12 protein-coding genes are annotated in these 13,168 nt (G+C 71.3%); 4 read left to right on the top strand and 8 right to left on the bottom strand.

Going from position 1 to position 13,168, the window contains the following annotated elements:
* Nucleotides 1-120 precede the first annotated feature (120 nt).
* The gene (locus ACTWPP_RS15545) at nt 121-774 is read left to right on the top strand and encodes a TetR/AcrR family transcriptional regulator (RefSeq protein WP_443104932.1); all 654 of its coding nucleotides are present in this window, start codon (nt 121-123) and stop codon (nt 772-774) included.
* A 246-nt stretch (nt 775-1,020) separates the two neighbouring features.
* Here the strand turns inward: ACTWPP_RS15545 and ACTWPP_RS15540 are convergent, their stop codons facing one another.
* Entirely contained in the window at nt 1,021-1,314 is a 294-nt protein-coding gene (locus ACTWPP_RS15540) for a DUF6191 domain-containing protein (RefSeq protein WP_443104931.1), read from the bottom strand.
* Nucleotides 1,315-1,547: 233 nt separating this feature from the next.
* Between ACTWPP_RS15540 and ACTWPP_RS15535 the strand changes: the two genes are divergently transcribed.
* Nucleotides 1,548-1,985 (top strand): hypothetical protein, encoded by a 438-nt coding sequence (locus tag ACTWPP_RS15535; RefSeq protein WP_443104930.1) that lies wholly within the window; start codon nt 1,548-1,550, stop codon nt 1,983-1,985.
* A gap of 212 nt (nt 1,986-2,197) precedes the next feature.
* On the opposite strand, the gene ACTWPP_RS15530 is transcribed toward ACTWPP_RS15535, so the two are convergent.
* From ACTWPP_RS15530 to guaB, 3 genes are all read right to left on the bottom strand, one after another.
* Nucleotides 2,198-3,931, bottom strand: coding sequence for a glycerol-3-phosphate dehydrogenase/oxidase (locus ACTWPP_RS15530; RefSeq protein WP_443104929.1), 1,734 nt, complete (start codon nt 3,929-3,931; stop codon nt 2,198-2,200).
* A gap of 97 nt (nt 3,932-4,028) precedes the next feature.
* Complete coding sequence (locus ACTWPP_RS15525; protein WP_443105116.1) at nt 4,029-5,144, bottom strand: GuaB3 family IMP dehydrogenase-related protein; 1,116 nt, start codon at nt 5,142-5,144, stop codon at nt 4,029-4,031.
* Nucleotides 5,145-5,383: 239 nt separating this feature from the next.
* Nucleotides 5,384-6,880, bottom strand: coding sequence for an IMP dehydrogenase (gene guaB, locus ACTWPP_RS15520; RefSeq protein ID WP_443104928.1), 1,497 nt, complete (start codon nt 6,878-6,880; stop codon nt 5,384-5,386).
* 231 nt (nt 6,881-7,111) lie between these two features.
* On the opposite strand from guaB, the gene ACTWPP_RS15515 reads away from it, so the two are divergent.
* A complete protein-coding gene (locus ACTWPP_RS15515) occupies nt 7,112-7,501 on the top strand; it encodes a DUF5319 domain-containing protein (protein ID WP_443104927.1) in 390 nt (129 codons plus the stop codon).
* Between the two features lie 39 nt (nt 7,502-7,540).
* Here ACTWPP_RS15515 and ACTWPP_RS15510 read toward each other — a convergent pair whose 3' ends face one another.
* From ACTWPP_RS15510 to groES, 4 genes are all read right to left on the bottom strand, one after another.
* Nucleotides 7,541-8,476 (bottom strand): hypothetical protein, encoded by a 936-nt coding sequence (locus ACTWPP_RS15510; protein ID WP_443104926.1) that lies wholly within the window; start codon nt 8,474-8,476, stop codon nt 7,541-7,543.
* A complete protein-coding gene (locus ACTWPP_RS15505) occupies nt 8,473-9,060 on the bottom strand; it encodes a sigma-70 family RNA polymerase sigma factor (RefSeq protein WP_443105115.1) in 588 nt (195 codons plus the stop codon). The genes ACTWPP_RS15510 and ACTWPP_RS15505 overlap by 4 nt, the downstream gene beginning before the upstream one ends.
* A gap of 405 nt (nt 9,061-9,465) precedes the next feature.
* Nucleotides 9,466-11,091, bottom strand: a complete 1,626-nt coding sequence (gene groL / locus ACTWPP_RS15500) for a chaperonin GroEL (RefSeq protein ID WP_443104925.1) — start codon at nt 11,089-11,091, stop codon at nt 9,466-9,468.
* Between the two features lie 85 nt (nt 11,092-11,176).
* Nucleotides 11,177-11,485, bottom strand: coding sequence for a co-chaperone GroES (gene groES, locus ACTWPP_RS15495; RefSeq protein ID WP_021594484.1), 309 nt, complete (start codon nt 11,483-11,485; stop codon nt 11,177-11,179).
* A 246-nt stretch (nt 11,486-11,731) separates the two neighbouring features.
* Between groES and ACTWPP_RS15490 the strand changes: the two genes are divergently transcribed.
* The gene (locus tag ACTWPP_RS15490) at nt 11,732-12,952 is read left to right on the top strand and encodes a class I SAM-dependent methyltransferase (protein ID WP_443104924.1); all 1,221 of its coding nucleotides are present in this window, start codon (nt 11,732-11,734) and stop codon (nt 12,950-12,952) included.
* Nucleotides 12,953-13,168: the final 216 nt, after the last annotated feature.

The following is a 13,168-nucleotide window of genomic DNA, read 5'->3' as shown; positions in this document are numbered from 1 at the left end:
TCCGACCGGTGTATTCCGAAGAGCAGGAGAGAGAATCTCGGCGCGCGACCCGCCGCCGGGCGTCCGCTGCCGCGCGCCCGGAACCGCGGGACGCGTCCGTACACGGAGGGGGAACACCATATGACGGACGCCCACGGCGATCATCGGCCCGAGGGTGACACGGCGGGGCCGATGCGCCCCCCGCGCCCGTCCGGCGGCAGCGTCCAGCCACGCCGGGACCGCCGCGAGCAGACCCGCACCGCCCTGCTCACCGCCGCCGAACGGCTCTGGGCCGAACGCGGCATCCACGGCGCCTCACTCGACGACATCGCGGCGGCCGCCGGTCTCACCAAGGGCGCCGTCTACTCCAACTTCGCGGGCAAGACCGACCTGCTGCTCGCCCTGATGGAGCGCTTCACCAACGACCGCAGCATCGACGTCTGCGACGAGCTCCGCGCCGCCGAGGAGGACGCCGACACCACCGCCCGCTCCTCGCCCCGCCAGGACACCGACGACCACGCCCGCCGCATCGCCCTGCTCCTGGTCGAGTTCTGGCTCTACGGCATGCGCGACTACGCCGCCGGCTGGCGCATCGCCGACTGGTACGCCGAACGCCGCGCCCAGATGGCCAGCCAGCTGGAGACCACCGACGGCATACCCCCCGACGAACGCGCCACCCTGGCCCTGGCCCTCGACGTCGGCCTCGCCTTCCAGCACCTCCTGGACCCGGCCCGAGTCCCCGCCGACCTCTACTCCACCGGCAAGAACCTCATGCTCGGCCGCGAACAATGCTGATCCGATGACGCACCCCCACACCAATCAACGGTCCTACGAACAACACCCCCCAGACGCGCCCTCCGGACAGACCACGTCAACACCACCCCAAGGACGCGGCCCCCGGGCAGAACAGGCCAACACCAGGTCGGCCACCAACAACAGCACCCAAAGACACGGCCCCCAACCCCACGGGACCACGACACGACCACCCCGATCATCACCCCCGAACACACCCCGCCGACACCAGAACGGCCACCGGCGCGTTCACCGACGCGGACGACGGACGACGGCGGTTCCACCGGCAAGGTCGACGCGCGTTCGCGGAGGCGCGGCATCGTTCTCCTCGTCCCGCAGCATCAGCGAGGAGTTGCGCTCGTCCTGCCGGTGGCGGTGCGTCCCATGAAAGAAGGCGTCCAGTTCGCCGACCGCGACCGCCGAGACGGGCCGGCCCACCTCGTCCCGCCGCCAGGGCAGGCGGAGGCTGCGATGCGCCCACAGGCCCGCGCGGTCGAAGACGGCGAAGGCGACGAGTCCGATCACAAGCCCAGGGATCGTCATGAAAGCGATGAACGCCATGCATCTCGAACGAACGACCCCTGTCAGCGGTTGCGGGTCGCGGCTACCGGGCCGGTGGTGACCTCCGACCCCCAAGACCGGGTTCGCCGTCCCGAAACTCACGCCGGATTCCCCTGCCACCCCCTTTCCTGCTGCCGCGAGGCGAGCCGGAGCGACGCCAACGACCGCACCCATGCGGTGTCCACATGCCTTCGCTGGCTCGTTAGTCTCACGGCATGGCCATGGAAGATCCGCTTGGCATCGTCGACGGTCTGCTCGTCCTTCCTTTTCCGGCTGAGGACACGCGGGAGGGGAACCGTTCTAGCGGACCCGGTTACCACCTGTGTGTCCTGCAGGCCAGTCGGGACTTTTGGGACGACCGCAGTGAGGAGATCGTCGAGGTGGCCGAAGAGGAGATCGATACCGCTCTCCAGGAACTGGTGGCCGCATTGACGGCACGCTGGGGCGGGCCCGATTCGATCGATCTGGAACCGTATCTGTGCGGTGAGAGCCCGGTTCCGGAGCCGGTTGATTGGCTGTGCCTGCTCAGCGGCGAGATGCTCGTCTGGCGCCGGCCGGATGCCGGCCGCTGGGTCGCGCTCGCTGTCGGACAAAACGACCGCGAGTTCCCCATCGAGTTGCTCGCGGCGGTCGGTGAGGCTCCGATCCCCTAGCGGGCGGGTGCGGTGGCCGTGCTCGTTCCCCTTCGATCATGGGGATTTGGTGTGGTCGGCCCCACCTGGCGTTCGCTGCGGATGCGGGCGCGTGCGCGGGGCGGCCGGTACTTCGGGATGGCGGGCGTTGGCGCTGCGCCAGCGCAGGCATTCTGCAACGCGGCCGTCAGCAGGCGTGTCGCCCGGTCCGGTGAACGTATGTGGCCAACGCGTTAGGCGGTGGGGACGATGTCGGGGGCGCCTCGGCGGTGGGCGTCGGCCTCCTGGTCGCCCTCCTGGGTTTGGGAGGCGCGTTCGGCTTCTACGCGCTTGCGGTAGTACTCGATCTCGCGGTCGCGTTGCTTCTTGGACCAGCCGAGGACGGGCGCGAGGAGGTCGGCGGCCTCCTGGACGACGCTGAGGCCGCGGTCCCAGGTTTCGATGGAGATGCGGGTGCGGCGGGCGAGGACGTCGTTGAGGTGGCGGGCGCCCTCGTGGGTGGCGGCGTAGACGACTTCGGCGCGGAGGTAGTCGTCGGCGCCGGTGAGGGGCTTGGCGAGGTCGGGTTTCTCGGAGATCAGTTCCAGCAGGTCGTCGACGAGGGTGCCGTGGCGGCGCAGGAGGTGCTCGATGCGGGCGACGTGGAGGCCGGAGCGGGACGCGAGGCGGTGGCGGGCGTTCCACATGGCCTGGAATCCGTCACCGCCGACGAGGGGGATGCGGTCGGTGCAGGATTCGGGGATCTTGCCGTCGAGGCCGTGGGCGACGGCGTCGATGGCGTCCTTGGCCATGACGCGGTAGGTGGTGTACTTGCCGCCGGCGACGAGGACGAGGCCCGGGACGGGGTGGGCGACGACGTGTTCGCGGGACAGTTTCGACGTCTCTTCGGTCTCGCCGGTGAGGAGGGGGCGGAGGCCCGCGTAGACGCCTTCGACGTCGTCGTGGGTGAGGGGGGTGTTGAGGACCCTGTTGACCTGGTCCAGGACATAGTCGATGTCGGCCTTGGACGCCGCGGGGTGGGCCTTGTCGAGGTCCCAGGCGGTGTCGGTGGTGCCGATGATCCAGTGGCGGCCCCACGGGATCACGAACAGCACGGACTTCTCGGTGCGCAGGAGGATCCCGGTCGCGGAGTGGATGCGGTCCTTGGGGACGACGAGGTGGATGCCCTTGGAGGACTTCACGTGGATCTGCCCGCGGCCGCCGACGAGTTCCTGGATGTCGTCCGTCCACACGCCGGTGGCGTTGACGACCTGCTTGGCGCGGACCTCGCTGGTCGTGTTGCCCTCGAGGTCGCGGATGCGCAGCCCGGTGACGCGTTCGCCTTCGCGCAGGAAGCCGAGGCACTGGGTGCGGGACGCGATCCGCGCGCCGTATTCGGCGGCCGTCCGCAGCGCCATCATCACGAAGCGGGCGTCGTCGACCTGCGCGTCCCACAGCTGGATCGCGCCGGTGAAGGAGGCCTTGCGCAGGGACGGCGCGAGCCGCAGCGCGCCGCGCCGGCTGAGGTGCCGGTGGTGGGGGACGCCGCGGGTGCTGCCCATCTGGAACGCGAGCGCGTCGTACAGCGCCACGCCGGCGCCGAGATACGCGCGCTCCCACACGCGGTGCGTGGTCGGCAGCAGGAACGGGACGGGTTTCACCAGGTGGGGGGCGATCTGCTGCAGCAGGAGGCCGCGTTCGGTCAGGGCCTCCCGGACGAGGTCGAAGTTGTACTGCTCCAGGTAGCGCAGCCCGCCGTGGATCAGCTTGGACGAGCGGGACGACGTCCCGGACGCGAAATCGCGGGCCTCGACCACCGCGACCGACAGGCCCCGGGTGGCGGCGTCGAGCGCGGCGCCCGCACCGACGATGCCGCCGCCGACCACGACGACGTCGAACTCCTCGCGGGCCATGTGGTCGAGCGCCGCGGCGCGTTCGGCGGGGCCGAGGCGGGAGCTGCCAAGGCCTGTCACAGGTGATCCCGTCATCGCGATTCCCCCCACAGCGGTTCTGTTTCCGAGCTTTCCTACCCAAGAGTAGGGACGGGTCCACTCCGGGAACGACCGATTCCGCGTTGGCTTGCTCTCAGTCGGTGGACCGGCGGGGAGCCACCACGACCTGTACCCGCTGGAACTCCTTCAACTCCGTGTAACCGGACGTGGCCATAGCGCGACGCAGGGCTCCGATCAGGTTCATCGACCCGTCCGCGACATGGGACGGACCGTGCAGGATCTGCTCCATCGTCCCGATCGTCCCGAGTTCGAGGCGGGTGCCGCGGGGGACGTCGCCGTGGTGGGCCTCGCTGCCCCAGTGGTAGCCGCGGCCCGGCGCCTCGGTGGAGCGCGCGAACGGCGAGCCGACCATGACGGCGTCGGAGCCGCAGGCGAACGCCTTGGCGATGTCGCCGCTGTTGACCATGCCGCCGTCGGCGATCACGTGGACGTAGCGTCCGCCGGACTCGTCCATGTAGTCGCGGCGGGCGGCGGCGACGTCCGCGACCGCGGTCGCCATCGGCACCGCGACGCCGAGGACGGTCCGGGTGGTGTGCCCGGAGCCTCCGCCGAACCCGACCAGCACGCCCGCCGCGCCGGTGCGCATCAGGTGCAGCGCGGCCGTGTAGGTGGAGCAGCCGCCGACGATGACGGGAACGTCGAGGTCGTAGATGAACTGCTTCAGGTTCAGCGGCTCGGCGCGTCCCGAGACGTGCTCGGCGGACACGGTGGTGCCGCGGATGACGAACAGGTCGACGCCCGCGTCGATGACGGCCTTGTGGAACTGGGCGGTGCGCTGCGGCGACAGCCGCGCCGCCACGGTGACGCCGGACTCGCGGATCTCCTGGATCCGGCGGCCGATCAGCTCCTCCTTGATCGGCTCGGTGTAGATCTCCTGGAGCCGCCGGGTGGCGCGCACGTCGTCCAGCGACGCGATCTCCGCGAGCAGCGACTCGGGGTTCTCGTAGCGGGTCCACAGCCCTTCGAGGTCGAGGACGGCGAGGCCGCCGAGCCGTCCGACCGCGATCGCGGTGGAGGGGCTGACGACGCTGTCCATCGGTGCGACGACGAGCGGCATCTCGAACCGGTAGGCGTCGATCTGCCAGGCGACGCTGACCTCCTCGGGATCGCGCGTCCGGCGGGACGGCACGATGCCGATGTCGTCGAAGGCGTACGCCCGGCGGCCGCTCTTGCCACGGCCGATCTCCACCTCAGCAGCCACTTGGCCCTTCCTCTTCCTTGCCCGGCCCCGGCTCGTCCCGAGCGGGTCACCATCGCCCGGCCCCGCTCGGTGTTCCCGCTGACCGCGGGAACAAGCCCCGAAGAGCTTACGTCAGCCCCCGCCACCCGCAGCACACACACCGCCCCAGCGGAGGCAGAACATCGCCCGGCCTCGCGTTCCGGCGTATGCGGCACGGCACTGCGGCCTCGCCGGTTGGGGTGGGCCGGTCAGCGGCCCTGGTAGTTAGGGGCCTCCACGGTCATCTGGATGTCGTGGGGGTGGCTTTCGCGGAGGCCGGCGGGGCTGATCCGCATGAGCTGGCCCTGTTCCTGGAGTTCGGGGATCGTGCGCGTCCCCGCGTACCACATGGACTGGTGCAGGCCGCCGATGAGCTGGTGGGCGACGTTGGCGAGCGGGCCGCGGTAGGGCACCTGGCCCTCGACGCCCTCGGGGATCAGCTTGTCCTCGCTGCTGACGTCGGCCTGCGCGTAGCGGTCCTTGGAGAAGGAGGCGCCGCGTTCCCGGTTGCGCATCGCGCCGAGGGAGCCCATTCCCCGGTACGACTTGTACTGCTTGCCGTGGACGAAGATCAGCTCGCCCGGGGACTCCTCGACGCCGGCGAGCAGGCTGCCGAGCATCACCGTGTCGGCGCCCGCGACGAGGGCCTTGGCGATGTCGCCGGAGTGCTGCAGGCCGCCGTCGCCGATCACCGGGACGCCGGCCTCCTTCGCCGCGCGGGCCGCCTCGAAGATCGCGGTGATCTGCGGGACGCCGACGCCGGCGACGATGCGGGTGGTGCAGATCGAGCCGGGCCCGACACCGACCTTGACGGCGTCGGCGCCCGCCTCCGCGAGGAGCTTGGCGCCCGCGTAGGTGGCGACGTTGCCGCCGACGACCTCGACGGGCGCACTGGCCTTGATCGCGGCGATCGTGTCGGCGACGCCCTTGGAGTGGCCGTGCGCGGTGTCCACGATGATCACGTCGGTGCCGGCCTCGATCAGCGCGCGGGCGCGGCGGATCGCGTCCTCGCCGACGCCGACGGCCGCCGCGACGAGCAGCCGGCCGTCCGCGTCCTTGGTGGAATCGGGGTACTGCTCGCTCTTGGAGAAGTCCTTGGTGGTGATGAGGCCCTTGAGCCGGCCGTCGGCGTCCACGAGCGGGAGCTTCTCCACCTTGTTGCCCCGCAGCAGCCGGAACGCCTCGTCGCGCGCCACGTCCACCGGCGCCGTGATCAGGGGCATCGCCGTCATGACCTCGCGGACCGGACGGGTCAGGTCCGATTCGAAGCGCATGTCCCGGTTCGTCACGATGCCGACCAGCACACCCCGGACGTCGGTGACCGGCACGCCCGAGATCCGGTAGCGGGCGCACAATGCCTCGACGTCGGCGAGGGTCGCGTCCGGCAGGCACGTCACCGGGTTGGTGATCATCCCGGCCTCGGAGCGCTTGACCCGGTCGGCCTGCTCGGCCTGCTCCTCGATCGACATGTTGCGGTGCAGGACGCCGATGCCGCCCTGCCGCGCCATCGCGACCGCCGTACGGGCCTCGGTCACCGTGTCCATCGCGGCCGAGGCGAGCGGGATGCGCAGCGAGATCCGGCGGGTCAGCCTGGTCGTGGTGTCGGCCTCGCCGGGCTGCAGGTCGGAGTACCCCGGCAGCAGGAGCACGTCGTCGAAGGTCAGGCCCTGCGGGAGGAACTTGTCGGGCTCGGCGGCGGGATACATGACTACCTTCCCGTAGTGGTGGAGGCATCGAGCCAGGTCACGGCGACCCTGTTTCCATGGTAGAGCGTGGGCCGCAGCCGGGACGGGGTGTTGGGCGCCGCGGGCGCGTGGTCTTGATGACATCTCGCAACAAGCGGGACGGCGCCCCGCATTCCCACGTTCCGTGATCGTTCGCGCACGGAGAAGACCGGGGGTGCACCTCCCGGGGCGTCAGGCAGTAGCGTGGGTGGTGTGCACGACGATGCTCCGCTCGACCCGTTCGCCGGAGATCCGGAGGACCCGGCGGCGTCGCTCGGCGACCCCGGCGAGGAGGCCGCTCCGCTCAGCGTGACGGAGCGCGAGGACGTGCTGGCCGACCTCGCCGACCTGGAGGTCTTCCGCGCCCTGCTGGAGCCGCTCGGGGTGCGCGGGCTCACCGTCGACTGCGGCGACTGCGGCAGGCTCCACTACATCGACTGGGACCTTCTGCACGGCAACCTGCGCCACCTGCTCGACGAGGGCCTCCCCCGCGTGCACGAGCCCGCCCTGGCCCCCGACCCCGTCGACTACGTCAGCTGGGAGTACGCCCGCGGCTACGTCGACGGCGTGATCGACAGTGAAGAGGGCCGCGACGAGAACTGACCGGCGCCTGGAAGGCCGTGGAAGCGCCGGCCGGACTTGTCAGTCGTCGCGGTCGTAGGGGTTTTGCCGCTGGTTCATGCGCTGCTGGGTGCGCCTGCGCAGGTCCTCGATCCGGCGGCGGGTGTCGCGGTCGTCGGTGGAGGCGCCGTCCGTCCCGCCGGCGGGGGCGGAGTGGACGGTCATGGCCGGGGTCTCCGGGCGGCGGGGGCGCGGCCCGAACGGGAACGGATACCTTGGCCGCGGCCTGGCGTCTCCCTGGTCGCCCGAGTCCCCGGACGGAGTCGGCGTCGGCCGTTCCGGTTTCGGCGCGGGGCGAACCGGGGGCCGCGGACGGTCGTGGGTTCCGGCGTCGGTGTCGGTGTGGAAGGTCTTCCCCGTGTCGTCGGCGGCGCCGGAGGTGGTGGTGCTCGGGGCGGCCGGGGCGGCGGACGAATGGTCGGTCGCCCCGCCGCCCGCCGCGGCGACGCCGGTGCTGGCGAGGACGGCCCCGGCCACGCCGAGGGCGACGATCGTGCGGGGGCCGCGGCGCCGGGGGCCGGTGCCGGGGCCGGACGGCGCGGGCGGGCGGGGCGGGCACGGCGGGGCCGGTTCGGAACCGGCTCCGCAATCGGGGCCCGGGTCGTCCACGTCGGTGATCAGGGCGCGCAGCAGCCGCACCGCCGGGTCGGGGTCGGGGTCGTCGGCCTGGCGGGGGCGTCCGGCCTCGGGGCGGTCAGCGGCCCCGGAGGCGGGGCCGGGGATGGAGCCTGGGATGGGCCCGGGGGCCGAACGCGTCGCGGAGCCGGCGGCGCGCCATGCCGCCAGCGACTCGATGACGGCGTCGGTACGGCGCACCGCCCCGAGGTCCGCGGGCAGCTCCGCGGGCGGGGCGGCGGTCTGCGGCCGGCTCGCGGGCGCGGCGGGATCGCGGGGGTTCGAAGGCTCGGCCGGATCCGGGGCGCCCCGCAGGCCAGTGAAGGGGCCGCGCTCCGTCAAGCGATCGACTCCTCTCTGGCCATCGCCCGGAGCCGGGCGAGCGCCCGGTGCTGCGCGACCCGTACCGCCCCGGCGGACATGCCCAGCACATTTCCGGTCTCCTCGGCCGACAGGCCCGCCACCACCCGCAGCAGCACCAGCTCGCGCTGGTGCTCGGGAAGGCGCGTCAGCAGGTCGCGGGCGCGCTGCGCCTCGATGTAGCGCACCACCGTCTCTTCCGGCCCGGGGCGGTCGTCGGGGCCGTCCGGCAGGTCCGCGGTGGGCACGGCCGCGCGGACGGCGCTGCGCAGCGCATCGGCGATCTTGTGGGCGGCGATGCCGAAGACGAAGGACGCGAAGGGCCGGCCCATGTCCCGGTAGCGGGGCAGGGCGGACAGGACGGCGATGCAGACTTCCTGGGCCACGTCGTCGGCGATGTGGTACTGGCCGGAGACCCGTCCGAGGCGGGCCCGGCAGTACCGGACGATCATGGGGCGCACCTCGCCGATGAGGACTTCGATGGCCCCGGGGTCGCCTTGGACGGCGAGGTTCGTCAGCTCCCTGAGGTCGCCGTCGCCCGCCTGCGCCGCGCGCAGCACCCGTATCCCGCGGCCGGTGTCGTGGGACGGTGGAGGGGCCGGCCCTCCCGAGGGGTCGATAGCGCGCGCGGCCATGGTCCCGGCGTAGCTTCCCTCGGTCACGTCAAGCATGATGCCCAGCACCCCCGGGCGTGTCTCCACCGTCCTCTACAACGGAATGGTCACAGTGCTGGAACATTCCTGGTGATACTACCCATCGCTGTCAGCCGACCGCGTTAAGTTCCTGGATTCGCCCCGACTTATCCACACAAAAGCGACAAACAGCACGAGACAGCTCATTGGGCCAGAAACAGCTCACGTACCGGTAAAAGACAAGACCCCCGCCCGAACGGACGGGGGTCTGTCAGCGTTCTCCGGACGGTACGGGACGGGATGAACCGCACGCCCGCCCGGCCGGGGCGGCCTCAGAACTCAGTGGCCGTGCCCGTGACCGTGCCCGTGGCCGCCGGCGGCCTCTTCCTGCTCCTCCGGCTTTTCGACCACGAGCGCCTCGGTGGTGAGCAGCATGCCCGCGATCGAGGCGGCGTTGGTGACGGCGCTGCGCGTCACCTTCACCGGGTCGATGATGCCCTGCGCGACCAGGTCGCCGTACTCGCCGGTGGCGGCGTTGTAGCCGTGGCCCGGCTCCAGCGCCCGCACCTTGGAGACGACGACGTACCCCTCCTGGCCGGCGTTCTCGGAGATCCAGCGCAGCGGCTCGTCCAGCGCGCGGCGGACGGCCTCCGCGCCGGTGGCCTCGTCGCCGGACAGGCCGAGGGTGTCGAAACCCTCCTTGGCGACGTGCACCAGAGCACTGCCGCCGCCGGCGACCATGCCCTCCTCGATCGCCGCGCGGGTCGCCGAGATGGCGTCCTCCAGGCGGTGCTTCTTCTCCTTCAGCTCCACCTCGGTGGCGGCGCCGACGCGCAGCACGCAGACGCCGCCGGCCAGCTTGGCCAGCCGCTCCTGCAGCTTCTCGCGGTCCCAGTCGGAGTCGGAGTTCTCGATCTCCACCTTGATCTGGTTGACCCGCGCGTTGATCTCGTCCGCGGAGCCCTCACCGTCGACGATGGTGGTGGCGTCCTTGGTGACGGTGATCCGGCGCGCGCGGCCGAGGTCCTCCAGCCCGATCGAGTCGAGCTTGAGGCCGATGGCCTCGCTGACGACCTGGCCGCCGGTCAGGGTGGCCATGTCGCCCAGCATCGCCTTGCGGCGGTCGCCGAAGCCCGGCGCCTTGACCGCGACGGACGTGAACGTGCCGCGGATCTTGTTGGCGACCAGCAGCGCCAGGGCCTCGCCCTCGACGTCCTCGGCCACCACGAGCAGCGGCTTCTTGGTCTGGGCGACCTTCTCCGCCAGCGGCAGGAACTCCTGCACGTTGGAGATCTTGCCGTCCACGATGAGCACGTAGGCGTCCTCCAGGACGGCCTCCATGCGCTCGGGGTCGGTCACCATGTGCGGCGACAGGTACCCCTTGTCGAACTGGAGGCCCTCGGTGAACTCCAGCTCCAGGCCCATCGTGTGGGCCTCCTCGACGGTGATGACACCGTCCTTGCCGACCTTCTCGAACGACTCCGCGATCAGCTCGCCGATCTGCGGGTCCTGCGCGGAAATGGTCGCCACGTGCGCGATCTCGCTCTTCTCCTCGACCTCGCGGGCCGTCTTGAGGAGCTGGTCGGACACGTACTGGGCGGCCGCGTCGATACCGCGCTTCAGGGCGAGCGGCGAGGCGCCGGCCGCCACGTTGCGGGTGCCCTCACGGACCATCGCCTGCGCGAGGACGGTCGCCGTGGTGGTGCCGTCGCCCGCGATGTCGTTGGTCTTGGTCGCCACTTCCTTGGCGAGCTGGGCCCCGAGGTTCTCGTAGGGGTCCTCCAGCTCCACCTCGCGGGCGATGGTGACGCCGTCGTTGGTGATCGTCGGCGCGCCGAACTTCTTGTCGATGACGACGTTGCGGCCTCGCGGGCCGATCGTCACCTTGACGGCGTCCGCGAGAGCGTTGACGCCGCGCTCAAGAGCCCGGCGAGCGTCCTCCTCGAACTCCAGGATCTTCGCCATGCGGATACTCCTCTTTCACGCGATCCGCCCCGGCAGCCCCGCCGAAGGCGGCGCCGACCGGGGCGGGTGCATCACGTCTCGGTGATTACTTCTCGATGACCGCGAGCACGTCGCGGGCCGAGAGGACGAGGTACTCCTCGTTGTTGTACTTGACTTCGGTGCCGCCGTACTTGCTGTAGAGCACGACCTCGCCGACCTTGACGTCGACGGGGACGCGCTCGCCCTTGTCGTCGACGCGACCCGGGCCAACGGCAAGGACGGTGCCCTCCTGGGGCTTCTCCTTGGCGGTGTCCGGAATCACCAGGCCCGACGCGGTGGTGGTCTCGGCCTCAAGCGGCTGGACGACGATACGGTCCTCAAGCGGCTTGAGAACAACCTTGGTGGCGGTCGTCACGATCTGACCTCCCCTTCGATTGGTCCTCGGCCGGCCACGATGGGCCGGCCAGCACATGTGACAGAAGAGGCGACCCTGGACCGGCCTGCCGTCGCGGGTGCCAGACCGACCTTGTCGCTGTGTTGGCACTCTCGCTCGGAGAGTGCCAACCTGGAGACTATTCCGTGCCCGGTACCCCGTCAACACGGACACGAACGCACACGGCACCTGCCGCCCCCCGTTCACCGGCGGCTAACTTTCCCCACCATGGACATCGCGTCGTTCCGAGCCCTCGGCTCACCCGCCGGCCAGGCGTTGCTCAGCGAGGCGTCCGGCCTGGACGTGAGCGAGGACGGGCTGCTCGCGACGGCGTCCCGGCTGCGCGAACGGCACGATCCCGGGCTCGTCTCGGCTGCGCTCACACAGGTGCGGCTGCGGGAGCGGGCCCGCACCAAATTCGGTGACGACGCCCGCCGTATGTACTTCACCCAGGCGGGCCTGGAACAGTCGACCCGGGCCCGCGTGGCCTCGCATCGTGCGCGACGGTTCGCGGATCGTCTTCCCGGCGCGCGTGTGCTGGAACTGGGGTGCGGGATAGGGGCCGACCTCATCGCACGTGCTCGGGCAGGTCTCGCCGGGGAAGGCGTGGAACTCGACCCGTTGACCGCTGAGGTGGCCAAGGCGAACATCACCGCACTGGGGCTGGACGGCCTCGCCTCCGTACGCGTGGGCGACGCGACCAAAGAGAATCCGGACGGTTTCGACGCGCTCTTCGCCGACCCCGGACGGCGTACTGCGCGAGGCCGGGTCTTCGACCCCCGTTCCTACGAGCCGCCGCTCGACGTCGTCCTGGACATGGCCCGCCGGGTACCCACCGCCTGCGTGAAGGTCGCGCCGGGCATACCGCACGGGGCCGTCCCGGACGGCGCCGAAGCGGAGTGGGTCTCTCTCGGCGGCGATGTCAAGGAAGCGGCCCTGTGGCTCGGCGCGCTCTCCGGAGACGTGGACCGGCGAGCCACCCTGCTCTCCTCCGACCTCGATCCACAGACGTGGACGCTCACTCCCCAAGGGCACGACGACCCGGACGTCCGCGCCTGGGGTCGCTACCTGTACGAGCCCGACGGTGCAGTGATCCGCGCCCATCTGGTCGGTGAGGTCGCAGACCTGGTGGGCGGCGGGCTCGCCGACCCGCGCATCGCGTACGTCACGTCCGACGAACTGCGTCCCACGCCGTTCGCGTCGGCGTACGAGGTCGAGGACGTCCTGCCGTTCTCGGTGAAGCGCCTGCGCGCGGAACTGCGCCGCCGCGGCATAGGCGTGCTCACCGTGAAGAAGCGCGGCTCGGCGATCGACGTCGACCGCCTGCGCCGTGACCTGGGCTTCGCCGGGCGCCGCGCGGCCCGCGGCGCCCCCGAACTGACGCTGGTGGTCACCCGTGTGGGACGCGACCCGGTCGCCCTCCTGACCCGCCCCGTCCCGCGGGGCTGACCCGCCCGGAGCGGGGGCCGGCGCGGATCGAGTCCAAAGATCTTCCCCGCGGCCGGGCAACGCCAAGCGGGGCCGGGCGACGCGCCATGGCCGTGCAAATCATCCGCGCTTTCCGGCATTGCGTTCACCATGGATTGCGGGCGCCCGGCAAGGCCGTAACGCGGCCCGCGAATCGTCCCGCCGGGAGCGGTGGCCGGGGAAACACCAAGGCAGGTT

The organism is Actinomadura sp. 3N407 (genome assembly GCF_052245875.1).
Taxonomy (GTDB): Bacteria; Actinomycetota; Actinomycetes; order Streptosporangiales; family Streptosporangiaceae; genus Spirillospora.
This window is presented reverse-complemented; position numbering and strand designations above follow the sequence as displayed.

Coding starts and splice junctions, on each gene's coding strand:
- ACTWPP_RS15545 (WP_443104932.1), top strand. CDS start 121: ATGACGGACGCCCACGGCGATCATCGGCCCGAGGGTGACACGGCGGGG.
- ACTWPP_RS15530 (WP_443104929.1), bottom strand. CDS start 3,931: ATGACGGGATCACCTGTGACAGGCCTTGGCAGCTCCCGCCTCGGCCCC.
- ACTWPP_RS15540 (WP_443104931.1), bottom strand. CDS start 1,314: ATGACGATCCCTGGGCTTGTGATCGGACTCGTCGCCTTCGCCGTCTTC.
- ACTWPP_RS15535 (WP_443104930.1), top strand. CDS start 1,548: ATGGCCATGGAAGATCCGCTTGGCATCGTCGACGGTCTGCTCGTCCTT.
- groL (WP_443104925.1), bottom strand. CDS start 11,091: ATGGCGAAGATCCTGGAGTTCGAGGAGGACGCTCGCCGGGCTCTTGAG.
- ACTWPP_RS15490 (WP_443104924.1), top strand. CDS start 11,732: ATGGACATCGCGTCGTTCCGAGCCCTCGGCTCACCCGCCGGCCAGGCG.
- guaB (WP_443104928.1), bottom strand. CDS start 6,880: ATGTATCCCGCCGCCGAGCCCGACAAGTTCCTCCCGCAGGGCCTGACC.